General features: G+C 64.1%; 21 protein-coding genes and 1 tRNA gene. 10 read left to right on the top strand and 12 right to left on the bottom strand.

Annotated elements, in window-relative coordinates; all coding sequences use genetic code 11:
• The first annotated feature begins 112 nt into the window (after positions 1-112).
• The 5 genes from N7650_RS05790 to N7650_RS05770 all read left to right on the top strand — a co-directional run bounded on the left by N7650_RS05790 (position 113) and on the right by N7650_RS05770 (position 8,843).
• The gene (locus N7650_RS05790; protein WP_009407298.1) at positions 113-1,447 is read left to right on the top strand and encodes an LLM class flavin-dependent oxidoreductase; all 1,335 of its coding nucleotides are present in this window, start codon (positions 113-115) and stop codon (positions 1,445-1,447) included.
• A gap of 35 nt (positions 1,448-1,482) precedes the next feature.
• On the top strand, positions 1,483-2,586 hold the full coding sequence (locus N7650_RS05785; protein ID WP_009407300.1) for an LLM class flavin-dependent oxidoreductase: 1,104 nt from the start codon (positions 1,483-1,485) through the stop codon (positions 2,584-2,586).
• Positions 2,587-2,985: 399 nt separating this feature from the next.
• The gene (mexE, locus tag N7650_RS05780) at positions 2,986-4,230 is read left to right on the top strand and encodes a multidrug efflux RND transporter periplasmic adaptor subunit MexE (RefSeq protein ID WP_064304063.1); all 1,245 of its coding nucleotides are present in this window, start codon (positions 2,986-2,988) and stop codon (positions 4,228-4,230) included.
• Positions 4,231-4,242: 12 nt separating this feature from the next.
• The gene (locus tag N7650_RS05775) at positions 4,243-7,422 is read left to right on the top strand and encodes an efflux RND transporter permease subunit (RefSeq protein ID WP_009407304.1); all 3,180 of its coding nucleotides are present in this window, start codon (positions 4,243-4,245) and stop codon (positions 7,420-7,422) included.
• An 11-nt stretch (positions 7,423-7,433) separates the two neighbouring features.
• Positions 7,434-8,843: a TolC family protein gene (locus N7650_RS05770; protein ID WP_037062260.1), complete on the top strand. Its 1,410-nt coding sequence runs from the start codon at positions 7,434-7,436 to the stop codon at positions 8,841-8,843.
• Between the two features lie 99 nt (positions 8,844-8,942).
• Here N7650_RS05770 and N7650_RS05765 read toward each other — a convergent pair whose 3' ends face one another.
• Entirely contained in the window at positions 8,943-9,125 is a 183-nt protein-coding gene (locus N7650_RS05765; RefSeq protein WP_279897347.1) for a hypothetical protein, read from the bottom strand.
• Positions 9,126-9,320: 195 nt separating this feature from the next.
• On the opposite strand from N7650_RS05765, the gene N7650_RS05760 reads away from it, so the two are divergent.
• The 3 genes from N7650_RS05760 to N7650_RS05750 all read left to right on the top strand — a co-directional run bounded on the left by N7650_RS05760 (position 9,321) and on the right by N7650_RS05750 (position 10,582).
• Positions 9,321-9,995, top strand: coding sequence for a polysaccharide lyase family 7 protein (locus tag N7650_RS05760; protein ID WP_279897346.1), 675 nt, complete (start codon positions 9,321-9,323; stop codon positions 9,993-9,995).
• Between the two features lie 60 nt (positions 9,996-10,055).
• Complete coding sequence (locus N7650_RS05755; protein ID WP_279897345.1) at positions 10,056-10,292, top strand: hypothetical protein; 237 nt, start codon at positions 10,056-10,058, stop codon at positions 10,290-10,292.
• Between the two features lie 113 nt (positions 10,293-10,405).
• Entirely contained in the window at positions 10,406-10,582 is a 177-nt protein-coding gene (locus N7650_RS05750) for a DUF3606 domain-containing protein (RefSeq protein WP_009407317.1), read from the top strand.
• A 72-nt stretch (positions 10,583-10,654) separates the two neighbouring features.
• Here the strand turns inward: N7650_RS05750 and N7650_RS05745 are convergent.
• The 4 genes from N7650_RS05745 to N7650_RS05730 all read right to left on the bottom strand — a co-directional run bounded on the left by N7650_RS05745 (position 10,655) and on the right by N7650_RS05730 (position 16,421).
• Positions 10,655-10,728, bottom strand: a tRNA-Cys gene (locus N7650_RS05745).
• Between the two features lie 190 nt (positions 10,729-10,918).
• On the bottom strand, positions 10,919-13,078 hold the full coding sequence (locus N7650_RS05740; protein ID WP_037062263.1) for a methyl-accepting chemotaxis protein: 2,160 nt from the start codon (positions 13,076-13,078) through the stop codon (positions 10,919-10,921).
• Positions 13,079-13,292: 214 nt separating this feature from the next.
• Positions 13,293-14,063, bottom strand: a complete 771-nt coding sequence (locus N7650_RS05735; RefSeq protein WP_009407321.1) for an autoinducer binding domain-containing protein — start codon at positions 14,061-14,063, stop codon at positions 13,293-13,295.
• Positions 14,064-14,795: 732 nt separating this feature from the next.
• On the bottom strand, positions 14,796-16,421 hold the full coding sequence (locus N7650_RS05730; RefSeq protein WP_009407323.1) for a methyl-accepting chemotaxis protein: 1,626 nt from the start codon (positions 16,419-16,421) through the stop codon (positions 14,796-14,798).
• 419 nt (positions 16,422-16,840) lie between these two features.
• Here N7650_RS05730 and N7650_RS05725 point away from each other — a divergent pair, with 419 nt between their 5' ends.
• Both N7650_RS05725 and N7650_RS05720 read left to right on the top strand, forming a co-directional pair.
• Complete coding sequence (locus N7650_RS05725) at positions 16,841-17,422, top strand: TetR/AcrR family transcriptional regulator (protein ID WP_279897341.1); 582 nt, start codon at positions 16,841-16,843, stop codon at positions 17,420-17,422.
• Between the two features lie 168 nt (positions 17,423-17,590).
• Positions 17,591-18,919: a hypothetical protein gene (locus tag N7650_RS05720; protein WP_009407327.1), complete on the top strand. Its 1,329-nt coding sequence runs from the start codon at positions 17,591-17,593 to the stop codon at positions 18,917-18,919.
• A 124-nt stretch (positions 18,920-19,043) separates the two neighbouring features.
• On the opposite strand, the gene N7650_RS05715 is transcribed toward N7650_RS05720, so the two are convergent.
• The 7 genes from N7650_RS05715 to N7650_RS05685 form a co-directional block, all read right to left on the bottom strand.
• Positions 19,044-19,235, bottom strand: a complete 192-nt coding sequence (locus N7650_RS05715; protein WP_009407329.1) for a hypothetical protein — start codon at positions 19,233-19,235, stop codon at positions 19,044-19,046.
• Positions 19,236-19,349: 114 nt separating this feature from the next.
• Positions 19,350-20,183 (bottom strand): alpha/beta hydrolase-fold protein, encoded by an 834-nt coding sequence (locus N7650_RS05710; RefSeq protein WP_009407330.1) that lies wholly within the window; start codon positions 20,181-20,183, stop codon positions 19,350-19,352.
• Between the two features lie 14 nt (positions 20,184-20,197).
• Positions 20,198-22,555, bottom strand: a complete 2,358-nt coding sequence (locus N7650_RS05705) for a TonB-dependent siderophore receptor (RefSeq protein WP_009407331.1) — start codon at positions 22,553-22,555, stop codon at positions 20,198-20,200.
• Between the two features lie 76 nt (positions 22,556-22,631).
• Positions 22,632-23,531 (bottom strand): DUF4880 domain-containing protein, encoded by a 900-nt coding sequence (locus tag N7650_RS05700; RefSeq protein WP_279897336.1) that lies wholly within the window; start codon positions 23,529-23,531, stop codon positions 22,632-22,634.
• Positions 23,528-24,046, bottom strand: coding sequence for a sigma-70 family RNA polymerase sigma factor (locus N7650_RS05695; protein WP_279897334.1), 519 nt, complete (start codon positions 24,044-24,046; stop codon positions 23,528-23,530). Before N7650_RS05695 ends, N7650_RS05700 begins: the two co-directional genes overlap by 4 nt.
• 263 nt (positions 24,047-24,309) lie before the next feature.
• Positions 24,310-25,149, bottom strand: coding sequence for a glutathione-dependent disulfide-bond oxidoreductase (gene yghU, locus N7650_RS05690; protein ID WP_279897332.1), 840 nt, complete (start codon positions 25,147-25,149; stop codon positions 24,310-24,312).
• 78 nt (positions 25,150-25,227) lie between these two features.
• Positions 25,228-25,767 (bottom strand): methylated-DNA--[protein]-cysteine S-methyltransferase, encoded by a 540-nt coding sequence (locus N7650_RS05685; protein WP_009398892.1) that lies wholly within the window; start codon positions 25,765-25,767, stop codon positions 25,228-25,230.
• Positions 25,768-25,774 lie beyond the last annotated feature (7 nt).

Genomic DNA, 25,774 nt, shown 5'->3' with positions numbered 1-25,774 from the left:
AAGAAAATGTGCTTTCACAGCACAGCCCGCAACAGCTTAAGGTCTACCCCACAGTCCGACCCCATGCCAGGCGGAGGCCATCACGAACTCCCCTCTCCTCAAGGAGCCAAGCATGAGCAAGCGACAGATCAAACTCGGCGCAATGATCCACGGTGTCGGCCACGGTTGGGGCGAATGGCGCCATCCCGATGCGCTGGCCGATGCCAGCGTCAACTTCGGCTACTACAAGCAGCAGGCGCAACTGGCCGAAGCAGCCAGGTTCGACTTCGCCTTCATCGCCGACAGCCTGCATATCCACGCCAAGTCCAGCCCCCACTACCTCAACCGCTTCGAACCGCTGACCGTGCTTTCGGCCCTGGCCGCCGTGACCGAGCATATCGGCCTGGTGGCGACCATTACCGTCAGCTACACCGAGCCCTTCCAGGTGGCCCGCCAACTGGCTTCCCTGGACCATATCAGCGGCGGTCGCGCCGGCTGGAACGTGGTCACCTCCTGGCTGTCCGGCACCGCCGACAACTTCGGCAAGGCCGAGCACCCGCCCCATGCCGAGCGCTACCGCATCGCCAAGGAACATGTGCAGGTGGTCCAGGGCCTGTGGGATTCCTGGGAAGACGATGCCTTCACCCGCGACAAGCAGAGCGGCGAGTTCTTCGACCCGGAAAAACTCCATGCGCTGAACCACCAGGGCGAGTTCTTCAAGGTCAAGGGCCCGCTGAACATCGCCCGTTCGCGCCAGGGCCAGCCGCTGATCTTCCAGGCCGGAACCTCCGAGGACGGGCGTAACTTCGCCGCGCGTCAGGCCGATGCGATCTTCGTCAGCCCCGAGGGTTTCAGCGAAGCCCGCGCCTACTACCAGGACCTCAAGCAACGCGCCCGCAACTTCGGGCGCAATGCCGAAGAGCTGTTCATCCTCCCGGGCATCCGCCCCATCGTCGGTGTCGATGCCGAAGACGCCGAGCGCCGCTATCAGCAGGCGGTGGACCTGGTCAGCATCGATGACGCCCTGGTCGCCCTCGGCCGGCCGTTCAACGACTACGACTTCAGCGGCCATGACCTCGACGCGCCCTTCCCCGATCTCGGCGACCTCGGCAGCCAGAGCCACAAGGGCTCGTCCGACCAGCTCAAGCGCATCGCCCGCGAAGAGGGCCTGACCCTGCGCCAGGTTGCGCTGCGGTTCTCCGCGCCGAAGCGCGACTTCGTCGGCACCGCCGAGGAAGTCGCCAATGCCGTGCAGGACTGGTTCGAACACGAAGCGGCGGACGGTTTCATCATCAATTCCCTATTGCCGGACGGCCTGCAGCGCTTCACCGAACTGGTGGTGCCGGTACTGCAAGCCCGTGGCCTGCTGCGTCGCGACTACGAGGGCCAGACCCTGCGCGACAACTTCGGCCTGGCCGTGCCGGCCAACCGCAATACCTTGCGTCGCACCCAGGAAGCGGTCGCTTGAACCGCCCGAGCCCCCACACACAAGGAGTTTGCTTCATGAGTCTTGAATTCATCGGCCTGATCGGCCCCCAGGAAGGCAGCGAATCCCAGGCGCCGCGCGGCCCCGGCGTTGACCTGGATTTCATCAAGGCCTTTGCCCAGGCCCAGGAATACGGCGGTTTCGACAAGGCCCTGCTGGCGGTCAATACCAGTGCTGCCGACTCGCTGATCATCGCCAGCCACGTTGCCGCCTACACCGAGAAACTCGGCCTGCTGGTAGCCCACCGTCCGGGCTTCCAGGCGCCGACCTTCGCCGCGCGCCAGTTCGCCACCCTCGACCAGCTCAGCCGCGGTCGCGCCTCGATCAACGTGATCACCGGCGCCGACAGCGGCGACCTGCAACGCGACGGCGATTTCATCGACAAGGATGCGCGCTACGCCCGCACCGAAGAGTACCTGGACGTGGCCAAGCAGGTCTGGACCGCGACCCAGCCGTTCAGCCACCAGGGCGCGCATTACCGGGTCGAGGAAAACCTGACCCTGGTCAAGCCGCTGCAGAAACCGCATATCCCGATCTACTTCTCCGGTGCCTCGGACGCGGCGGTGGAAGTCGCGGCCAAACATGCCGACGTCTACATGATGTGGGGCGAGCCCCTGGAACAGGTGCGCGAGCGCATCGCCAAGGTGCGCCGGGCAGCGGCGAAATACGGGCGGGAAAAGCACATTCGCTTCAGCCTGTCGCTGCGGCCGATCCTCGGGGCTACCGAGGAGGAAGCCTGGGCCCGGGCCGAGCGGATCCTCGCGGACGCCAAGGTGCTGCACGAGCAGCGCGCCGGCAAGCGTCGCGAACTGAACGTTGGCAGGAACAACGTCGGCTCCTCGCGCCTGGTGGAACTGGCGAGCCAGAAGGTGGTGCACGACAAGCGCCTGTGGACTGCGATTGCCGCCCTCACCGGCGCCGCAGGCAACTCGACCTCGCTGGTCGGCACACCGGACCAGGTCGCCGAGGCGGCGCTGGAGTACTACAACCTTGGAATAACGACCTTCCTGTTCCGCGGTTTCGACCAGTTGCGCGACGCGGTGGAGTACGGGCAGGAATTGCTGCCGCGGATTCGCTCGCTGGTGGCGCAGCAGGCGCAGGGGAAACGGGCCAACGGTTGAGGCCCTGATAATCGCTGGCAAGCCAGCTCCCACAGTGTCCTGTGGGAGCTGGCTTGCCAGCGATGAGGCCCTCAAGAACACCACAAGGTCCAGAGCAAAAAAAACCGCCGGCAGCCCTGCCGGCGGTTCAAACGTAGCGCAGATATGAAGATATTGCCGTCGCACGCAAAGGGACCTGTTCCAGTGGTGCGCCGCCAGTATCCGCGTCCGCTCCCCTGCGCGCTTGCCTGTCCCTGCCAGTCGCTTGCATCTGGTTGCCAAGGCCCAACTATCAACGCCAGACGATAATCCCCGACTTCCATCATTCCCCGTGATAGTCACCTTCGCTTCATTCGATTCGTCCGCGCCCGCGGCAAAACGCAGAATCCGCCCACTATCAATACATTGGCGGAGTTTTCCATGGAGCAGTCACTCAAACCCTTGCGCTATCCCCTTGCTGCGTTGGCCCTTCTGGTGATGAGTGCCTGCGGTCGCACCCCGGAAGCGGTGCAGGCTCCAGGGGCGCCCAAGGTCAGCGTAGCCAAGGTGATCGAGCAACCGATCAACGAATGGGACGAGTTCACTGGCCGTCTCGAGGCCCCGGAAACCGTCGAGGTGCGTCCGCGCGTCTCCGGCCAGATCGACCAGGTGGCGTTCACCGAGGGCGCCCAGGTACAGAAAGGCGATCTGCTGTTCCAGATCGATCCACGCCCGTTCCAGGCCGAGGTCCGCCGCCTCGAAGCCCAGCTGCAACAAGCCCGCGCCACCGCCATCCGCTCGGAAAACGAAGCCCAGCGCGGTGAACGCCTGCGCAACAGCAATGCGATTTCCGCCGAACTGGCCGAATCGCGCACCAGCGCCGCTGCCGAAGCACGCGCCGGTGTGGCGGCGATCCAGGCGCAACTGGACCTGGCCAAGCTGAACCTGAGCTTCACCCGGGTCACCGCGCCGATCAGCGGCCGGGTCAGCCGCGCCCAGTTCACCGCCGGCAACATCGTCACCGCCGACGTCACCCCGCTGACCAGCGTGGTCTCCACCGACCGCGTCTACGCCTATTTCGATGCCGACGAGCGCGTGTACCTCAAGTACACCCAGCTGGCACGGGAAGGCCAGCGCGGCCAGACCACCCCGGTGTACCTGGGCCTGTCCAACGAAGCCGGCAACCCGCACCTGGGCCAGATGAACTTCGTCGATAACCAGGTCAACCCCAGGACCGGCACCATCCGCGGTCGTGCAGTCTTCGACAACCGCGACGGCCAGTTCACCCCGGGCCTGTATGCGCGGCTGAAACTGGTGGGCAGCGCCACCTACTCCGCGGTGCTGATCAACGATGAAGCCGTGGGCACCGACCTGGGCAAGAAGTTCGTACTGGTCATGGACAAGGACAACAAGGCCGACTACCGCGCCGTCGAGCTGGGGCCGAAACTCGAGGGCCTGCGCATCGTGCGCAGTGGCCTGTCCAAGGACGACCGCATCGTGGTCAAGGGCCTGCAACGGGTACGCCCGGGCTCGCCGGTCACCCCTGAAGAAACGCCGATGGCGAGCGAAGCCACCCTCGCCGCCCTCGCCCAACAGCGCCAGGCCCTGGAAGCCGCCAACCGTCAGCCTGCCGACAACGGCAAGGCCACGGCGAAGCTCGCCAGCGCCGCGACTCCACGCGGTTAAGGGACTACACCCATGAATTTCTCCCGTTTCTTCATCACCCGGCCGATCTTCGCCGCGGTGCTTTCCCTGCTGATCCTGATCGCCGGCGCGATTTCGCTGTTCCAGTTGCCGATCAGCGAATACCCGGAAGTGGTACCGCCCACCGTCGTGGTCCGCGCCAACTTCCCCGGCGCCAACCCCAAGGTGATCGGTGAAACCGTCGCCGCGCCGCTGGAGCAGGCCATCACCGGTGTCGAGAACATGCTGTACATGTCCTCGCAGTCCACTGCCGACGGCAAGCTGACCCTGACCATCACCTTCGCCCTGGGTACCGACCTGGACAACGCCCAGGTCCAGGTACAGAACCGCGTGACGCGAACCCAGCCGAAGCTGCCGGAAGAGGTGACGCGCATCGGCATCACCGTGGACAAGGCCTCGCCCGACCTGACCATGGTCGTGCACCTGACCTCGCCGGATAACCGTTACGACATGCTCTACCTGTCGAACTACGCGATCCTCAATATCAAGGACGAACTGGCCCGTCTGGGCGGCGTCGGCGACGTGCAGTTGTTCGGCATGGGCGACTATTCCCTGCGGGTCTGGCTCGACCCGAACAAGGTCGCTTCACGCAACCTGACCGCCGCCGATGTGGTCAGCGCCATCCGCGAGCAGAACCGCCAGGTCGCCGCCGGCCAGCTCGGTGCGCCACCCGCGCCGAACGCCACCAGCTTCCAGCTTTCGGTCAACACCCAGGGCCGCCTGGTCAGCGAGGACGAGTTCGAGAACATCATCATTCGCTCCGGCGCCGACGGCGAGATTACCCGCCTGAAGGACATCGCCCGGGTCGAGCTGGGCTCCAGCCAGTACGCCCTGCGTTCGCTGCTGAACAACCAGCCGGCGGTGGCCATCCCGATCTTCCAGCGCCCAGGCTCCAATGCCATCGAGATCTCCGACGAAGTGCGGGCGAAGATGGCCGAGCTCAAGCAGAGCTTCCCCGAAGGCATGGACTACAGCATCGTCTATGACCCGACCGTGTTCGTCCGTGGCTCGATCGAGGCCGTGGTGCATACGCTGTTCGAAGCGCTGATCCTCGTGGTCCTGGTAGTGATTCTCTTCCTGCAGACCTGGCGCGCCTCGATCATCCCGCTGGTGGCGGTTCCGGTGTCGCTGATCGGTACCTTCGCGGTGATGCACCTGTTCGGTTTCTCGCTCAACGCCCTGTCGCTGTTCGGCCTGGTACTGGCCATCGGTATCGTGGTGGACGACGCCATCGTCGTGGTGGAGAACGTCGAGCGCAACATCGAACTCGGCCTGCCGCCCCTGGAAGCGACCAAGAAGGCCATGGGCGAAGTGACCGGCCCGATCATCGCGACCGCCCTGGTGCTGTGCGCCGTATTTGTCCCGGCGGCGTTCATCTCCGGCCTTACCGGGCAGTTCTACAAGCAGTTCGCCCTGACCATCGCCATCTCCACGGTGATCTCGGCCTTCAACTCGCTGACCCTGTCGCCGGCCCTGGCTGCCGTGCTGCTGAAGGGGCACCACGAGCCGAAGGACCGTTTCTCGCGGCTGCTGGAGCGCTTGCTCGGCGGCTGGTTGTTCCGTCCGTTCAACCGCTTCTTCGAGCGTGCCAGCCATAGCTACGTGGGCACCGTCGGCCGGGTCATCCGCCGCAGTGGCGTGGCGCTGTTCGTTTATGCCGGGCTGATGGGCCTGACGTACCTGGGCTTCTCGTCCACCCCGACCGGTTTCGTTCCGGCCCAGGACAAGCAGTACCTGGTGGCCTTCGCCCAGTTGCCGGACGCGGCGAGCCTCGACCGCACCGAAGCGGTAATCAAGAAGATGAGCGAAATCGCCCTGAAACAACCGGGCGTGGCCGACTCGGTGGCCTTCCCGGGCCTGTCGATCAACGGTTTCACCAACAGCCCGAACAGCGGCATCGTGTTCACTCCGCTCAAGCCGTTCGACGAGCGCAAGGACCCGAGCCAATCGGCCGGTGCCATCGCCGCCGCGCTGAACGCGCAGTTCGCCGACATCCAGGACGCCTATATCGCGATCTTCCCGCCGCCGCCGGTACAGGGGCTGGGCACCATCGGCGGTTTCCGCCTGCAGATCGAGGACCGTGGCAACCTGGGCTATGAAGCGCTGTACAAGGAAACCCAGAACATCATCGCCAAGAGCCATAACGTGCCGGAACTGGCCGGCCTGTTCACCAGCTACCAGGTGAACGTGCCCCAGGTCGATGCCGCCATCGACCGCGAGAAAGCCAAGACCCACGGCGTGGCCATCAGCGATATCTTCGACACCCTGCAGATCTACCTGGGCTCGCTGTACGCCAACGACTTCAACCGTTTCGGCCGTACCTACCAGGTCAACGTCCAGGCCGAGCAGCAGTTCCGCCTCGACGCCGAGCAGATCGGCCAGTTGAAGGTGCGCAACAACCAGGGCGAGATGATCCCGCTGGCGACCTTCATCAAGGTCAGCGACACCTCCGGCCCCGACCGGGTCATGCACTACAACGGCTTCATCACCGCCGAGATCAACGGCGCCGCGGCGCCGGGCTACAGCTCCGGCCAGGCGGAAAAAGCCATGGAAAAACTGCTCAAGGAAGAACTGCCCAACGGCATGACTTTCGAATGGACCGAGCTGACCTACCAGCAGATCCTTGCCGGTAACACCGCGCTGTTCGTCTTCCCGCTCTGCGTGCTGCTGGCCTTCCTGGTGCTGGCCGCCCAGTACGAAAGCTGGAGCCTGCCGCTGGCGGTGATCCTGATCGTACCGATGACCCTGCTCTCGGCGATTACCGGGGTGATCCTGTCCGGTAGCGACAACAACATCTTCACCCAGATCGGCTTGATCGTACTGGTGGGGCTGGCGTGCAAGAACGCGATCCTGATCGTCGAGTTCGCCAAGGACAAGCAGGCCGAAGGGCTCGATCCGCTGGCCGCGGTACTGGAAGCCTGCCGCCTGCGCCTGCGGCCGATCCTGATGACCTCGTTCGCCTTCATCATGGGTGTGGTACCGCTGGTGTTCTCCTCCGGCGCCGGTGCGGAAATGCGTCATGCCATGGGCGTGGCGGTGTTCTCCGGGATGATCGGGGTGACCATCTTCGGCTTGCTGCTGACCCCGGTGTTCTTCGTTCTGATCCGCCGTTATGTCGAGCGCAAGCAGGCGCGCAAAGCGGCCCGCCTGACCGCGCAAGGGAGCCACGCATGAGCCGTGTAGAGATGAGTAGCAAACTGTGGCTGCCGAGCCTGTTGGTGCTGGCCCTGAGCGCGTGCGCCGTGGGCCCGGACTACAAGGCGCCGGACACCGCTGCCGCCCACCTGGCCGCCAGCGACGGCCAGGCCGGCCTGGACCGCAGCCGCTTCGAAAGCGCCTGGTGGCACCAGTTCGAAGACCCGGTACTGGACCAGTTGGTAAGCCAGTCGCTCAACGGCAACCGTGACCTGCGGGTGGCGTTCGCCCGCCTCAAGGCGGCCCGTGCGATCCGCGAGGACGTCGATAACGACGCCTTGCCGACCGTGACCAGCCGCGCCAGCAGCGACCTCGGCAAAGGCCAGATCCCTGGCCAGACCACCGATCGGGTCAACAGCGAACGTTATGACCTGGGCCTGGACATGGCCTGGGAACTTGACCTGTTCGGTCGCATCCAGCGCCGCCTGGAAGCCAGCGAAGCCCAGGAAGCGGCGGCCCAGGCCGACCTGCAGCAGTTGCAGGTCAGCCTGATCGCCGAACTGGTGGATGCCTACGGGCAACTGCGCGGCGCCCAGGAGCGCGAAAAGATCGCCCTGGCCAACCTGAAGACCCAGCAGGATTCGCGCGGTATCACCGAAACCCTGCGTGAAGCCGGGGTCGGCAACGAGCTGGATGTGGTGCGCGCCGATGCGCGCCTGGCGGCAGTGGAAGCTAGCGTGCCGCAACTGCAAGCGGAACAGGTGCGCGCTCGCAACCGCATCGCCACCCTGCTCGGCCAGCGACCGGATGCCCTGAGCGTCGATCTCTCACCCAAGCAGTTGCCGGCCATCGCCAAGGCGCTGCCGATCGGCGACCCGGGCGAACTGCTGCAACGCCGTCCGGACATCCGCCGGGCCGAGCGGCAACTGGCGGCGGCCACGGCCAATGTGGGTGTGGCTACTGCTGATCTGTTCCCGCGTGTGAGCCTCAGTGGCTTCCTTGGCTTCACCGCCGCGCGGGGTTCGCAACTGGGTTCGTCGGCAGCCTCGGCCTGGGCCCTGGGCCCGAGCATCACCTGGCCGGCCTTCGACCTGGGCAGCGTGCGCGCCCGCTTGCGCGGCGCCAATGCCGAAGCCGAAGGCGCTCTGGCGACCTACGAGCAGCAGGTATTGCTGGCCCTGGAGGAATCGGAAAACGCCTTCAGCGACTATGGCAAGCGTCAGCAACGCCTCGTCTCGTTATTGAAGCAGAGCGAAGCCAGCCGCAAGGCGGCCGACCTGGCGTCGATCCGCTATCGCGAAGGCACGGTGGATTACCTGGTACTGCTGGACGCCGAACGCGAGCGCCTGGCGGCGGAAGATGCCCAGGCTTTGGGCGAGGTCGAGCTGTATCGCGGCATCGTCGCGATCTACAAGGCCTTGGGTGGTGGCTGGCAGAGCGAGGCGGTGGCTTCGCGCTAACCTGATTTGGCAAGGCTCCTTTGGTTGGTTCGCACCAGCCTTTTTGCCCCGCAGGCTTTTGGCCTTGCGGGGCTTTTTTATGCCTCAGGCATCATCCCGTCATTGCGGTCCTTCGTCCGGCCTGCGTGACCGGAGCAGTGCGAAAAACACATTGGGCACCATCATGATCGCCAGCATCCCCCAGAAACCGACCTTCCCGGCGTTGTGCAGCGCGGCGCCAAGGGCGATGAATGCCAGCAGCGCGACAAAGCGCAGCGATACGAATTTTTCCAGGCCTCTCACGGCGGCTCCTCGGTGTCGTCTGGTGCAAGCGGGCGATTCTACAGAATGCCTCTGCGCCGCGCTTGCCGGGCCGTCGATACATCCGGCTGAACCATCCCTGCACCCACCCGCCGAATGAAGGGAAGGAAGCGCAAGTCTCCCTCAGGATTGGAAGGCAATCTGCCAGGCCAATGAAATTTATCGTCAGGAGTTCCCATGACCGTAAATATCAGCAATCTGACAATCACCACACCGCTGCCCGTCTCCTCGACCAACCCCGTCGCGCTGGAAGTCAACGGCGCAACGGCGATCGCCCAGTTCCCCAGCGTGGTCAAGGTACTCGGCGACGGCTCGATCCAGTTCTCCGCCCCGACCAAGGGTGCCTCCAGCAAAAGCACGCGCAGGACCCGCTGCGAATGGACCGAATCGACCAACTGGACCCTGGCCAGCGCCCGGGATCACTGGAACAGGCAGGAAATGACCCTGACCAAGGTCAATTCCGCGCAAAAGGTGGTGATTTCGCAGATGCACGTCCGGGGCGATGATGGCCCGCCGGTGAAGGTGTTCTGGAACAAGGGCAATATCACCCTGGGGTTCCGGCAATCCTATGACCAGGCGGATCCGGTCAACTCGACGATCCTCAAGGGGGTGCCGCTGGGAACCAAGTTCAAGGTCAGTATCCACGTGACGGCGCAGGGTGTGGTCAATGTCAGCGTCGTCGCGGGAACGGCTTCTGGTTCGTCGGGGGATCTGCGGCTCGACAGCAGCTGGAATGTGCGCCTGTTCGAATTTCATGGCGGGGTTTACAACCAGATCGACTACTCGGATGCCACGCCGACTGACGATGGGTCGATTTGCGTCATCAGTGACCTTTCGCTGAGTCACGTCTGAGCCTGCGCTCTCGGCGTTGTGGTGCTAGTGTCAGGGTCTGTCCTGGTCAAGGAGCGCAGCATGACTATTCGCAGTCTGGCGAAAAACCTGCCGGCGGACCCTGGCAATCCCGGTTGGGTGCTTGGTTGGGGCGTGTTGCGGGATCGGCATCCGTGGCATTTCGTCGATGTGTATGCCGACCAGGGAACCGCAAGGGCGGAGGCGCAGCGGCGGGGTGCGGGTTATGTCGTGGAGTTCGGGTCTCATCGGCTTGGAACGGATGAGTTTGTTTGCGGTGTTGTGGCGCCGGAGGGGTGAGGGTCGCTCCGTAAGACCTTGAATACAGCGAATCCGATCAAACCCGCCTCGCTTCTGTGTGTCCAACACTCGGTAGCCCGGATGTTCCGGGGCGATGAACAAAGGTGGATAGCATGGCTGATGATTTGAACAACCGCGGCCCTCAGGACCGCTCCCGGATTAATCTGTCCGAGGAATGGGAAGTGCAATACTGGACAAAGAAATTCGGCGTGACGAAGGAGAAACTGACTGAAGCCGTCAAGGCGGTGGGAGCCAGCGCCGAGGCTGTTCAGAAGCACCTCGGCAGGTAGCAAGCGGCGCTGCGCGCTTCAAGCGCAAACTAAAAAGCCCCGCAGACGTTAATCTGCGGGGCTTTCGAATAGTGGAGGCCGAGGTCGGAATCGAACCGGCGTAGACGGATTTGCAATCCGGAGCATAACCACTTTGCTACTCGGCCTCATGAGCTTCGGAAATCTCTCGATTTCCCTAACTCGTTGAAAACTTTGAGATTTTTTATTTCTCGTCGCTTTCGATGGACGCCATTATGTCCACATTCCCGGATGCTGGCAACCCCCTGATTTAAAAAAACTTTCTGGCCGGGACAGGGGCGCTTCGCGTCGGCTCGGCGCCCTGCTCCGCGCCGGCGATCAAGCCGCTTCGCGCTGGCCACCGCTCCTGGAGACTTCGAACAGCCCAACCAGCTTCTGCAGTTTGTTGGCATTGAGGCGCACCGTTTCGGCACTGGCATGCAGGACGTTGACGGTCTGGTGCATTTCCAGGGAGGACTGGTCCACTTCCTTGATCGTCCGCCCATAGTCGAGGCTGCGCTGGTTGAGCTGCTGGATGATCTGGAACATGTTTTCCACCGCCTGGTGCAGTTGCACGTTTTCCGACGAGGCCTGTTCGGCGAGGCCGAGGCTTTGGTCGACGTTGTGCACGCCATCCTCCATGAAACCCACCGCCTTGCGCGTTTCGCCTTGCAGGCTTTCGACCGTGAGGCGGATCTCTTCGGCTGCGCTGGAGGTACGTGCCGCCAGGCTGCGGACCTCATCCGCGACCACGGCGAATCCGCGTCCGTGCTCCCCTGCCCTGGCCGCTTCGATGGCAGCGTTGAGCGCCAGCAGGTTGGTCTGGTTGGTGATGTCGCTGATCAGCCCGCTGATCTTGCCGATCTCGGCCATGCGACTGTCGAGCAGTTGCACGCTGGCCGCCGAGCGCTCGACCACGTCGCGGATCGACTGAGTGCCCTGGCGCACGGTGAGGAACTGCTCGCGGGCACGCTCGACCACTTCGTCCATGGCCTGCTTCATCTGCTCGGCACCGGCGGAGGCCTGCTGGATTTCACCCAACTGCTCCTCGACGATCACCATCATGCGATGCACCGCGTCGGCCACTTCCATGGATGTGCTGCTGGCCTTGCGGCTGCGGCCGATCATCATCTGGTTGGTGGTGCCGACGCTGTGGCTGGCCTTGACCACCTGGCCGACCACAGAGTCGAGGTGGTCGATGAAGCTGTTGATCCAGCGGCCCATGTCGCCGGTTTCGTCGTTGGCCATGCGCGTGGGGTCGAGCCGCTGGCGCAGGTTGCCCTCACCTTCGGCGATGGTGCGGATGACCCCGGTCATTTCCGTCAGGCGGGCGGCCAGGCGCTTGGGCCCCAGGGTGCTGAACACCAGCGCGGCGATCATCAGGCTGGCGGCCTCGCACAGGTCGATCAGGTGCTGGGACAGCCCGCTATAGTGCTGCACACCATAGTTGCAGGCGAACAGGCCGAGCATGGTGGCCAGGTAGGGCTTCATCAGGCCGTAGCTGAGGGAACGGCGGCGGTAGACCTCTTCCAGGTCGGCCTCGCACATCATGCCCCAGCGGTCCGGCGAGCCCGGCAACTGGAAGGTCACGCCCTTGCCCACCACTGGAATGTGCCGGTAGTCGGAGTAGCCCGGGTAGGTGACGAACAGGTTCGAGCCATTGCGGATGGTTTCCCGGACCCCGGGATGAAGCTGCTCGGTGGCAGGGTCGGTGAAGCGCAGTTCGAGTTCGGTGTGGCGCTGCACCCGCACGGTCTTCCAGGGCGTGTGCACGCCGCTCTTGAGGTTTTCGCCATGGCTGAAGGTGCCGTCCTCGAAACGCGAGCGCGACAACGCCACACCCGGCTGCAGGTTGCGGTCGAAGCGCGACTGGACCATGAACAGGTAGTTGTCACCGGACTCGGCGAAGATATGCCCGGCCTCGCGCTGGATAAGGTCGCCCAGCACATCGTTGGGCACCCTGCCGCACAGGCAGCCGAGGGTTTTCCCGTCGACTTTCAGGGGCTGGTAGAACATCAGCGTCACCTCGTCGTGGAAACGCGACGAGGACGGGCCGATGGCGAGGGTCAGTGGATCGCTGTAGGGGCCGTGGAGAAACGGCGCCTTCAACCCTTCGGCCAGCGCTGCCGGGTTCAGGGAACGGGGTTGCGCACCGCTCCAGGTCGAGGCCAGCAGATTGCCCGTGCTGTCGACGACAAAAAGTTCGGAGAAGTCCTCGGCCTGTTGCAGTTTGTCCTGCAAGGCCTGGGCGTCGATGGCACCAGGCTCGCCCAGCCCCTGGGCCAGCTCGGCAAGATGCTCCCACTGTTCCAGGGCCCAGCCATTGAGTAGCTTGACCCGGGTTTCGGCGATGGCTTCGAAGGTCTGCTCGATTACCGGATAAGCCCCACGGTTGACCCGGCAGGCCCAGCCCATGGCGAGCTTGCCGGTCTTGCCGAACCAGGGTAGCCAGCGACGTTCTTCAGCGGATAACAGCATGGAGTTGCTTGATAGCGACATACACCTCTCCAATGGCGACATTCCAATGGATTTTTTGAGGCAACTACCAGGCCAAGAGCAAAGCTAGCTAACGAATCCACTGGTAAAACTGGCTTTCTGCCATCTCCGCTGATCGCAACTTGTTGAAACGCTCACCCGGACGAGCGCGAATTGCCCCAAATGCGAGCGGTTTCGCCTTCCTGATCGTCATAACGGTGCAATTTCAACGCCTTGCTCAAGCACTGCTGGCCAGCGCCCAGTCGCTGGAGCGCCGCTGGAACGGTGTCGGCTCATCGGCCACCCGCCTGTCTTCACGGGTGATGAACAGGCCAAGTTGCGCCGCCCTGGCAATGGCGGCCACCTTGTTCTGCACCCCCAGCTTGACGATGCTGTTGCGCGCATGGAAGTTGACCGTCGATTCCGACAGGTTAAGGATCCCGGCCACCTCCTCCGCCGTCTTGCCGATGGCCGACCAGCGCAACACTTCGATCTCGCGGGTGCTGAGATTGAGCGCCTCGATCCGGCGCTTGAGCTCGTCGACCTGCTGCATATGGATCAGGTTGCACAGCAGCAGGACCTGGCCGGCCTTCTCATACCACTCCTGGTCGGAAATCGGCCCTTTTTCCCGGGCGACATCAAGGACGCTGAACACCCCTTCCGAATGCGAACCCTGTGACCAGCCATGGCACAGCCCGAAGGCCTGTGCCTCATCCCACAGGCCCGGCGCGGAACGGAACAGATCCTCGCTCCAGTTGATCGGCAAAATGGAGCGTCGGCAATGCTCTATCCGGGGATCGATCTCCAGAAACTTCCTCGCCTTGTACTTCTGGATCCACCCCGCCGGCCACGTGTTCCAGAACATCGGGCGCGGGTCGAAGCTGGTCCAGCAACTGAATCCGAAGAAATCGAACCCCAACTGCACGACCAGGTCGTGCAGCATGCCGAAGCGCAGATTGGGAGAGACTTCTCGTGCCAGAACATTCAACACATCGGCACTTAACGGCATGGTGCACCTCTTGTAATAAGCGCGAGGGTCCCTCCCGGATGCGCCTTGGGTGACGGAAATATGAGCGGTAGCAGGTTGAGGCTAGTGGCGAGCCGAAGCGCCGACAACAGGCTTTTGGATATATATCGAAAGGATGTTCCGCAGTCGGCGGAGGCTCTGGGATAGGGGTATTGGCCAGATCCAAAAGGAAATGCCGCACGTCGCGCGACGGGAACTTTGTCACTGGGCCCTGTGGGAGCTGCGGTGCGGCGGTCCGACTTGCCAGCGATAAGGCCGGCATAAGCAATGCTGGTGTCTGGACGGACCAATCGCTGGCAAGCCAGCTCCCACAAGGCCAGTGTCGAACGCAAAATCTGCGGCTGGCTCGGAACCTGTGGGAGCTGGCTTGCCGGCGATGAGGCCGGCACAGGCAATGATGGTGTCTGGACGGGCCAATCGCTGGCAAGCCAGCTCCCACAAGGTCGGTGTCGAACGCACAATCTGCGGCTGGCTCGGAACCTGTGGGAGCTGGATTTCCAGCAATGAGGCCGGCATAGGCAATGCTGGACGGGCCAATCGCTGGCAAGCCAGCTCCCACAAGGCCAGTGTCGAACGCAAAATCTGCGGCTGGCTCGGAACCTGTGGGAGCTGGCTTGCCAGCGATGAGGCCGGCATAGGCAATGATGGTGTCTGGACGGGCCAATCGCTGGCAACGCCAACTCCCACCAGGATCCAGGTCGCTCCAGCGAAATCTCACACCTTGAATTTGGAAATCATCACATTCAGTTCCACCGCCAGGCGCGACAGCTCCTGGCTCGCCGCATTGGTCTGGTTGGCCCCGGCCGAGGTCTGCATCGACAGGTCGCGGATATTGACCAGGTTGCGATCTACCTCGCGCGCCACCGACGCCTGTTCTTCCGAGGCACTAGCGATCACCAGGTTGCGCTCGTTGATCGCGGCGATGGCTTCGGCGATGACCTTCAGCGCCTCGTCCGCCGCCTGCGCCACCACCAGGGTCTGGCTGGCCTGGCTCTGGCTGCTGTGCATGGTGCTGACCGCCCGGTGGGTGCCGGCCTGTACACCGCCGATCATTTGCTCGATCTCTTCGGTGGACTGCTGGGTGCGGTGCGCCAGGGCGCGCACTTCGTCGGCCACCACGGCGAAACCACGCCCGGCCTCCCCGGCCCTGGCCGCTTCGATGGCGGCATTGAGGGCGAGCAGGTTGGTCTGGTCGGCAATGGAGCCGATCACATCGAGCACCCGGCTGATATCGTTGACGTGGTTGGCCAGGTCCTCGACTTCCTGGGCGGTGTCGCCAACGTCGCTGACCAGGCTCTGGATCGAGGCCAGCGCCTGGTCGACCTGCGCCCGGCCGTGCTGGGTGGTGTCGTCGGCGCGACGCGAGGCGTCGGAGGTGGTCACCGCATTGCTCGCGACTTCCTCGACGGCAGCGGTCATTTCGTTGACCGCCGTGGCCGCCTGCTCGATCTCGGCACTCTGTTGCAGCAGGCCGCGACTGGTGTCGTCGGTTACTGCATGCAGCTCTTCCGACGCCGAGGCGAGGCGATCGGAGGACTCGGCGATCTGACGCAAGGTGGTACGCAGCCGTTCCTGCATGGTGCGCATCGACTCCAGCAACAGTGCCGGTTCGTCCTTGCCGTAGACGTTGATTTCCTGGGTCAGGTCGCCGTGGGAGACGCGGTCGGCCACCACCACTGCCTCATGCAGCGGCAGGACAATGCTGCGGGTCAGCACCGCAGCGATGGCGATCATCGCCAGGAGGATCACCACCAGGGTCGCGGCCATGATCACGATGGCACGGTCATAGGCCTCGCCACTGATCCGCCCCGACTCCAGCAGGCCGTCGTAGTTGTAGCGGATCAGCTCGCCGAGGTCGTTCATCATGGCGTCGGCGTGGGCCACGATAGGGCCGTTGAGCACGTCGATAGCCTCTTCGGTGCGGTCGCCGCGCACGGCATCGAGGAGCTGGCGCTGCAGCACGGAGTACTGGTCATATGAAGTCTTGAATGCCTCGAACAACTCGCGGTTGCGCGGGCTGTCGATGCTTTGCTGATAGAACTCGAGGTTGCCGCTGATCTCTGCCTGGCGCTCGCCGATCAGCTCCAGGGTGCGCTGGCGCTCCTGTGGGTCGCGCTGCAGGATCGACCGCAGGGTCAGGGCCCGCGTGCGGCCCAATGCCAGGCCGACTTCGGCCAGGGCATGGCTGCCGGGCTGCCAGTAGCCGGTGATCTTCTTGGTCGAGGAATCCATTTTCTCCGCTTCGAAAATGGCGACCGCACCCAGCAGCAAGACAAGCACCGCCAGGATTGCGAAAGCGAACCCGGCCCTGGCACCTATGGAGAGATTTCTGACCCGCATTGACCGTTCCTCGAATAAAGCCTTGGAGCCCACAGGCACGACGCGATAGCGCCGGCAATGAGGGCGTGGTGCACACAAAGGCTTTTTCTGGTCAGGTCGCAGGCCTGATTTATGGGGTAGGTATTCTACGGAAGCGGCCAGATGATGGCAAACTGCCTTGCATCGTTCTCCAGGCGCTCATCATTACGGGACAGCGCTCTGGAACCCCGGGGCGGAACCTTATAGCAGGGGTTATTCTCTTGACATACAGACCTGCATCTTCCTGCGAAGAACGCTTTTGACGTGTGTCAACTCACACTAAGTGGAAACGTGCAAAATGATGAAGACTCGCCTAAAGCCATGTACTTCATCAACCGGGGGAATTCGCTCCGCGCTTGCCCCCCTGCGCCTGTCCAGCTCGATCAACAAGGCCCCACACGATGTCATCACGCACCAATCTCACTCGCGAAGACTGGATTCATGCCGCGCAGCACGTACTGGTCAGCAGCGGCGTCGATGCGGTCCGGGTCGATACCCTGGCCAAGGAACTGAAGATCACCCGCGGTAGTTTCTACTACCATTTCAAGAGCCGCGGCGAACTGCTCGAATGCATCCTCGGCAACTGGCGGACGCGGGCGACCGAGGAGGTGATCCTCAATCTGCGCAATGCCAATGTGTCGCCATTGAAGCGGTTGCAACGCTTGCTGGAGCTGCCGTCCCACGGGCAGACGGCCAAGGAAGCGGCAGCGATCGAACTGGGTATCCGCGCCTGGGCGCGGCGCGACAAGCAGGCGCGCCAGGCGATCGACGAGGTGGACAGTCACCGCCTGAACTACATCGAGGGCTTGCTGATCCAGGCCGGGGCGCTGGCAGACGAAGCCCAGGACCGGGCGTACCTGATCTATGCGTACCAGATCAGCCTGTCGCTGCTGCACGGGCATGACACCCAGCAGCAGAGGCTGGAGCGCAGCCAGCGGATGGTGGAATTGTTGTTGCCGCAGGGTGCGGCCGTGCCGGCTTGAGTACGACGCAGGCACACGAGTACAGCCTGTGCGAGCCTGAACGCACCACCGTGCCCGCCCTGGAACTGGCCATTGCGGTCAAAAGCACTGGCAGCCACGAACAAGACTTGCCCCGCCGCCCGGCGCCCTAATAGCCCCCGATCTGCCAACAAGAACCGGGGAGCACTCATGAACAAGCAACACCACCTGTTACCACTGGCCCGGGCCGTCGGCCTGAGCCTTGTCACCCTGGCCGCGGCCCAGCCGGCCCTGGCCTACGAGCTGTACGCCGACGACGATACCCACCTGAACGCCGACATGCTCGCCGTGTTCGGCATGTTCAATAGTCGCAAGAACTACGATGGCACCCCGGGCGGTTCGACCTGGCGCGAAGGCTTCATCAAGTACGGGGTCAGCGGCGACCAGGGCCTGGGTGGCAACGGCACGCTGTACGGCACTTTTAACCTGGTCAGCTCGGCGACCTGGGGTGATGGCGACGCGGCAGGCAATACCGACGGCTCCGAACGCACCACCAAGATCGAGGATGCTTTCCTTGGCTGGCGCTCGGGCGATCTGTTCCCGGTCCTGGGCAAGGACGGCGTGGACTTCTCCGCAGGACGCCAGGTGGTCAAGCTCGGCAGCGGCTTCCTGATCAACGACGACGGCCCCAACCTTGGCAAGGGCCCGGCCGACGGTGCGCTGAACCGTGGCGGCGCCTACTACCTGGCGGCCCGTCACGCCTTCGACCGCACCGCGGTGCTGAAACTCGGCGGCCAGGACGGGCTGCACGGCAGCGTAGTGTGGCTGAAGTCCGACAACCGCGCCCAGGCCGAAACCGAACTGGCTGCGGGCACCCTGGACTACACCGCCGAGGCCGGCACTCTGGGCCTGACCTGGGTACATGGCCTCGACGTGGTCGACCAATGGGCCAGCGAGTTCCAGAAAGAACGCGAGAACATGGACGTCTACAGCCTGCGCGGCGAAGGCAACGGCGGCATCGAGAATGCCAGCTTCGCCTTCGAATACGCCTGGCAGGACAAGGACGCAGGCCCGGAAAAGGCCTGGTACGCGGAAGCAGGCTACACCTTCGCCGATGTCGCCTGGTCGCCCAAGGTTACCTACCGCTACACCCGTTATTCCCAGGGCTGGGATTCGCTGTTCACCGGCCTGAGCACCGGCTATGGCACCTGGTTCCAGGGTGAAGTGGCGGCCAACTACTCCGGCCCGTTCAACAGCAACACCGGCATCCACCATGTCGGCCTGAAGGCCACGCCGCTGGAAAATCTCACCGTCGGCGCGCTGTATTTCGACTTCAATACCCTGAGGACCCGCGACACCCTCAACCTCGATGCCCGCGAGCTGGATTTCTATGTCGAATGGGCGGTCAACGAGCACCTGATCGTCAGCCCGCTGATCGGCCTCTACCAGCCGAAGAAGGATGAGACGAACGGAGGGAATCAGGTGGGCGGGAACGGGACCAATGTGTATAGCCAGTTGACCGTGGCGGTACCGTTCTAGCTCTCCATTGGTCTTGAGGGCCTCATCGCTGGCAAGCCAGCTCCCACAGGATCACCACTGCTCTTGAGAGCGGTGCTGTACCTGTGGGAGCTGGCTTGCCAGCGATGAGGCCCGAAAGAACACCTCAACCATCCGCCTTCTTGTCAGCCTTGTCCTGCTTCACCACCTGCTGCTCCTTGTCCCGGTCACCCCACAGCCGGTCCTGCTCGGCCTGGAACCTGGCCTGGAAATCCTGGATCCGCTGCATGCCATCAGCCGCCTGTGCCGTCCCGGCCAGCGCCGACACCAGACCCGCCACCGCCATTACCTTGAGCATCCGCATCACACCTCGAACGTTTTCGGACGCCCAGGGAAAGGGGTCCTGTTGCTGGCCAGTCTATGCAGGTGCAGCTAACGCCAAGGTGAGGCGCGGATGACAATCGTGAAAGGTTCAGTAGCGCCGCGTACTCATCAACTCGTCCAGCACCCGGTTCGGCACGCGGAACGGAATCGCCGCGTGATCCTCGCCCGCCTCGATCTGCAGGTCGCTGCGCAGTCCGTACTGCGAGAGGTTTTCCAGGCGCAATTGCAGCGAGCGTACATCCTGGATCTCCTGGGGCATTTCCCGGTCGCCGACGCTCAGGCTCAGGCTGCGGTGGATCAGGTCCAGCTTGCCGGCATGGGCGTTGGCGGTGAAGGCCCGTTCATGGGCCAGCAGGAAACGATCCTGCCACCACAGGCTCGGGCTGATCGCCACGTAGTGCTGGAACAGCCCGGGCCGGGTGAACAGCGTATAGATGGCGAACATTCCGCCGAACGAGTGGCCGACCAGGCTGCGCTGGTCCTGGTCGACCTTGAAGCGTTCGTTGACCCTGGGCATCAGGCGCTTCTCGATGAAGTCGAGGAACACATCCTGCCCGCCCTGTGGCGGCTTGTTGCGCTCGGCCGGGGCCGGCGGCGACAGGTCATAGGCGCGGCGCACGAAATCCAGCGGTGTGTCGCTCGGATAGCCGATCCCCACCAGCACCGCCCCGCGCAGCCGGTCCTGGGCCCGCTTGGCGGCATGGAAGGCCGGGAAGTAGGCATTGCCGTCGAGCAGGTAGATCACCGGGTAGCCGCCGGTCCAGGGCACATCACCCTCGGGCAGGCTGACCATGATGCGGTATTCGCGGCCTTCGGCACTGTGCATCGTCCATTGTTCGGTGCCATCCAGGGTCACCGGTTCAGCCCGGGCCAGACCACTGAACAGCAGCACCGCAAGGCTCATCATCCAGTTACGCAGCATGTGTTTTCCCCTCGTTACCAGCGATAGCTGAGGCTGGTGACCACGCTGCGCGCTTCACCGCGATAGCAGTAGCCGTCCTGGCAATTGATGAAGCGCTCGTCGAACAGGTTGCGAGCATTGACGCCCACCCGCACGCCGTCGAGACCGCCACCGAAGTCGTAGTGCACGCCGGCGTCGACCAGGGTATAGCCCTGGTTCTTCACCCGGTTGGCCGCATCGCCGTAGGTGCTGCCGGTGTAGCGCGCGCCGCCGGAAATGCCGAAGCCGAACGGCAGCCTGTAGTCCAGCCACAGCGAAGCCAGGTGGCGCGGTACGTTCTTCGGCACCTTGCCCTGGTCGCCGTTGTTGCCCTTGGTCACCTCCGCGTCGTTGAAGGCATAGCTGGCAGTCAGGCGCAGGCTGTCGTTGACGTCCGATACCGCTTCCAGCTCGAGCCCGCGGGACACCTGCTCGCCGGTCTGCAGGTTGTTCAGCGGGTTGACCAGGTCGCGGGTCTGTACGTTGCTCTGGGTCAGGTGGTACAGCGAGGCGGTGAGCAGGGTGCTGCTGCCTGGCGGCTGGTATTTCACCCCGACTTCATACTGCTTGCCCTCGGTAGGCTTGTACGGCTGGCCGCTGGCGTTCACGCCGCTGACCGGCAGGAACGAGGTGGCGAAGCTGGCATAGGGTGCCACGCCGTTGTCGAACAGATAGAGCACCCCGAGCTGACCGGTGGTGGCCGAATCGCTGGTGGTGCTGTTGATGTCGGTCAGGTTGTCGTCGCGCCGCACATGCACCCAGTCGCGGCGCAGGCCGGCGGACAGGCGCCACTGGTCGAGCTCGATCTGGTCCTGCACATAGGCGCCCATGCGGTGTTCCAGGCCATCCTGGTCGGCCAGCGGCGAAGTCGGCTTGGCGACCGGCTGGTGGTAATCCGGGTTCCAGCGATCGATGGTGGGTGCCGGGCCCATGGCGTAGAGCAACGAGGTGTCCAGCCAGGCATAGTCGACGCCGCTGACCAGGGTGTGGTGCAGGTTGCCGGTGGAGAAGCGGCTGACCAGGCGTGTGTCGGTGGACAGCGAGTTCATGTCCTCGTACACGCCCACCGCATAGCGGTCGAGGATATGCCCGGCGGTGATCGAGGTCGGCTGCAGGTACTGGTTGGTGGTGCTGACCTGGCCGTAGCGCAGGTTCTGCTGAAGGCTGAAGGTTTCATTGAAGGCGTGCTCGAACTCGTAGCCGAAGGTCCACTGGCGCTGGTGCAGCTTGTCGAAGTATTCGTCGCCCTGCCAGAAATGGGTCAGGTGGTCGCCTTCCTGGAGCATCATCGGCGAAGCGGCGGTCTGCCGCTCCTGGTATTGCGCCAGCAGGGTCAGGCTGGTGTCCGGGTCGATCTGCCAGCTCAGGGACGGCGCCAGCAGACGCGAGTCGTTGTCCATCTGCTCGACCGAATAGCCGGAATCGCGGTACAGGCCAACGCTGCGGAACAACACGTCACCCGCCTCGTCCAGCTGACCGCCGATATCGAACTGGCCTTGCCGGTGGTCATAGCTGCCGGCTTGTACCTGCACTTCATTCCTGGCCAGCAGGCTCGGGCGCTTGCTGACCCGGTTGACCATGCCGCCGGGGCTGATCTGGCCGTAGAGCACCGAGGCCGGGCCCTTGAGTATTTCGATGCGCTCCAGCGCGTAGGCTTCGGTGGAATACAGCGACAGCCAGCCGCTGCCGGGCTGGCGCAGGCCGTCGAGGAAGTCGGCAGCGATGGTGGTCTCGAAGCCGCGCACCTGGATATTGTCGAAGCGCGGGTCCAGGCCCGAACTGCCGACCCGCACCCCGGCACTGTAGGCTACGGCATCCTCGACCTTGTTGACCTTGCGGTCGTTGATCTGCTCGGCGGTGACCACGCTGATGCTCTGCGCGGTCTCCAGGATGGGCCGGTCGCTCTTGGTCGCACTGCTGGCATTGCTGGCGAAATAACCCGGCACCGGGGCGAAGGCGCTCTGCACCGAGGTGCTTTCGATGCTGGTTGGCGCCAACTGCAGGCCAGCTTCGCTATCGCGCAGTACCACATAACCGGAGGCGGTCTTGCGCGCGACCAGGCCGCTGCCCGCGAGCAGCCGGTTCAGGCCCTCCTCCAATGAGCCGCCACCGCCGAGGCCGGAAGTGCTCAGGCCACGCACGTCATCAGGGGCGAACGACAGGGTGATCCCGGAGCGCTCGGCGAAACTGCTCAGGGCCTGGGCCAGCGGGCCGGCAGCCACGGCCGGGGCGACCGGGTATTCGGCCCGGGCCGGCAAGCTGGCGACAGCGCTGCCCAGGGCCAGCGCCAGGCACACGGCGCGGGACAGGAAACGGGGCTGCGAGGGAATCGATGGAGGGCTTGGGCGGCGCATTCAGGGGTCCAATAAGGGAAGTGATAGCCCATAACCGGACGAGTCCATGAAGTCCGACAAAAAATTCTGCCCGGCGCTATGCCGGCACTACCCGCACCCACCAGCGGGTGCGCTCCACCACTTTCACTGGCAGCAGATGGCTGATGTTGTCCAGCAGCGAGGCTGGCTCATCCAGGCGGAAAACGCCGGACAGGCGCAGGTCGGCAATTCGCTCGTCGCAGCCCAGCCAGCCGTGTCGATAGCGCCCGGCCTCGGCGAGGAAGTCACCCAATGGCATATCGTTGACCACCAGCAGCCCACGGCTCCAGGCGAACGGATCGAGGCGGCTCTTGCCCAGCTCCGTCAGCGCCGACGCCGACGCGCCCAGCCCCTCGCCCGCCTGCAAGCGGCGCTGGCCGACCGGCGAGGTCACCAGCACCTCGCCGCGATCGACGCGGATCTCGCTGTAGCCATCGCGCTCGCGCAGCGCCACCCGGGCCTCGCGGCCGCTGCATTCGGCGAAACGGCAGCGCGCCTGCCAGCGCGCACCGTCCACCAGCACCTCGCCGGAGCGCAGCAACAACTCACCGCCCTGCACGTCCACCGAGCTGTCGCCGTTGAGGGTGACCTGGGTACCGTTGCCCAGTTCGATCTGCCGGCGCTCGCCGAGGCCGGTGACATAGCCGGGATGCCAGGTCGGTGGCGCGCTCACTGTCGCCAGCGCGGTACCTCCAGCGACCAGCCCGAGCATCTTCAGCATGCGTCGCCGGCTGAGGTCGGCCGAGGCGCGCTGCAGCAACGGGATACTCTGCTCGGCCCGCGGCAACTGGCTGGCCTGGAACATCCCGGCCATCTGCTGCAGGCGTTGCCAGGCCAGTTGATGACGGGGGTCGCGGCGCAACCATTCATTGAACGGGGCCTGCAGTTCGGGGTTGCCGCGCAGGCGCATCTGCCAGTCGATGGCGGCACGCACCACGTTTTCCGGCAGGCGACTCATGATGGCGTCTCGAAGCACAGGCGGTAGCAGTGCAGCAGGGCATGGGCGACATGCCGCTCCACGGTACGGCTGGACACCCCCAGTTGCTCGGCGATCCGGGTGTGGGTCAGCCCGCCGAGCTGGTACAACAGGAAGGCTTCGCGCACCGCCGGTTTCAGGCCTTCGAGCATTTGCGCGATGCGCTCCAGGCACTGCAGGGCTTCATGGCGGACTTCCGGCGAGGGGTGGCAGGCTTGCGGCAGATGGGACAGGGTTTCGAGGTAGGCACGTTCCAGGGCATCGCGACGCCAGTGATCGATCACCAGGCCACGGGCAATACGCGCCAGCAGGGCCCGGGGCGAACGGTTGGTCACCGGCTGATTGCGCACCAGCAGGCGCACGAAGGTGTCCTGGGCCAGGTCGGCGGCCTGCTGCGAACAGCCGACCGAACGCCGCAGCCAACCGTTGAGCCAGCCGTGGTGGGTGCCGTAGAGCACGTCGAAAGGAACGATGGAATCCGCTTCATGCAGCGACATGGCACCCCCTTCGGAGCCAGAACGGCTGAAATACGGGGGCACATTAATAGCGAATCATTCTTATTTCAATATGAAATTAGGCAAGCTCGAAAGGACAACGCGTACATTGTATGAGCGGGTTTGCTCCCATATGGGTGGAGCACGCAGACCTTGAGAAACCGGTTTTGGGACCGCTGGCGCGGTCCTTCGCAGGCAAGCCAGCTCCTACAGGGCTTTGGGCAGGCCCATCAAACCTGGCCCACGCCCCTGGAACCACCGGCAGTTCAGTCGAAATCACTCGCCGCATGCCGCTCCGGCAACCGTTCCGATTCCTCGCCCCAGGTCCGGTTGACCCGTGCCCCGCGCTTTACCGCCGGACGCTCGGCGATCTCGTTGGCCCAGCGCAGCACATGGGGGTAGCTGGGCGCATCGAGGAATTCCGCCGCGCCGTAGACCTTGTTGCGCAGCATCTCGCCGAACCACGGCCAGCAGGCCATGTCGGCGATGCTGTATTCGTCCCCGGCGACATAGCGATGTTCCGCCAGCTGTCGGTCCAGCACGTCGAGCAGGCGCTTGACCTCCATGGTGTAGCGGTTGATCGGGTATTCGAACTTCTCCGGCGCATAGGCGAAGAAATGCCCGAAACCGCCACCGACGAAACCGGCACCGCTCATCTGCCAGAACAGCCAGTTCAGGCATTCGGCGCGCTTGGCCGGGTCCTTGGGGATGAAGGCGCCGAAAGAGTCGGCGAGGTACAGCAGGATCGAGCCCGACTCGAACAGGCGCACAGGCGGGTTCTGGCGGGTGTCCAGCAGGGCAGGGATCTTCGAGTTGGGATTGAGTTCGACGAAGCCGCTGCCGAACTGGTCGCCCTCGCCGATGCGGATCAGCCAGGCGTCGTACTCGGCATCCTTGAAGCCGGCGGCGAGCAGCTCTTCGAGCATGATCCCGACCTTGACGCCGTTGGGCGTGGCCAGGGAATACAACTGCAGCGGATGGCGGCCCCGGGGCAATTCACGCTCGTGGGTCGGGCCGGCGATCGGGCGGTTGATATTGGCGAACTGGCCACCGCTGGCCTTGTCCCAGGTCCAGACCTTGGGCGGGGTGTAAGGGGTGTCTGACATGAAAAGCCCTCCTCGACGGATCGTTTGCAGGTCCTTGGTTCGGCAGCGCATGGCCGCCACGGGTTCAGTTTTCGCCGCCTACAGCGCCGTACCGCGGCGCGGCGTGTAGAACAGCGAGGACAACGCACCTTCGTGCTCCAGCAGGTGGATCTTCTTTTCGATGCCCCCGGCGTAGCCGGTCAGGCTGCCGTCGCGGCCGATCACCCGATGGCACGGAATGATGATGGAAATCGGGTTATGCCCCACTGCCCCGCCCACGGCCTGGCTGGACATGCTTGCCAGGCCGCTGCGCAGGGCCACGGCCTTGGCGATCTCGCCGTAGGTAGTGGTGCCGCCGTAGGGGATTTCACAGAGCAGGGCCCACACGGCCTTGCGGAAATCGCTGCCGATCGGGGCCATAGGCAGGTCGGCGATGGCGGGCTGCCGGCCAGCGAAGTACTGGTCGAGCCAGTCGCAGGCCTGTTGGAAGAACGGCAGGTTGTCGTTTGGCTCAAGGGTGCCGGGAGCACTGCCGCCGAAGTACTTCTGGCCGACCATCCACAGGCCCAGCAGGTGGCTGTCGCTGGCGGCGAGCTGCAGGGTGCCGACGGGGGACGGGTAGAGGGTGGAGTAGTACATGGGGCTG

Origin of the sequence: Pseudomonas sp. GD04058 (assembly GCF_029836855.1) — a bacterium.
Classification (GTDB): domain Bacteria; phylum Pseudomonadota; class Gammaproteobacteria; order Pseudomonadales; family Pseudomonadaceae; genus Aquipseudomonas; species Aquipseudomonas bharatica.
This window is presented reverse-complemented; position numbering and strand designations above follow the sequence as displayed.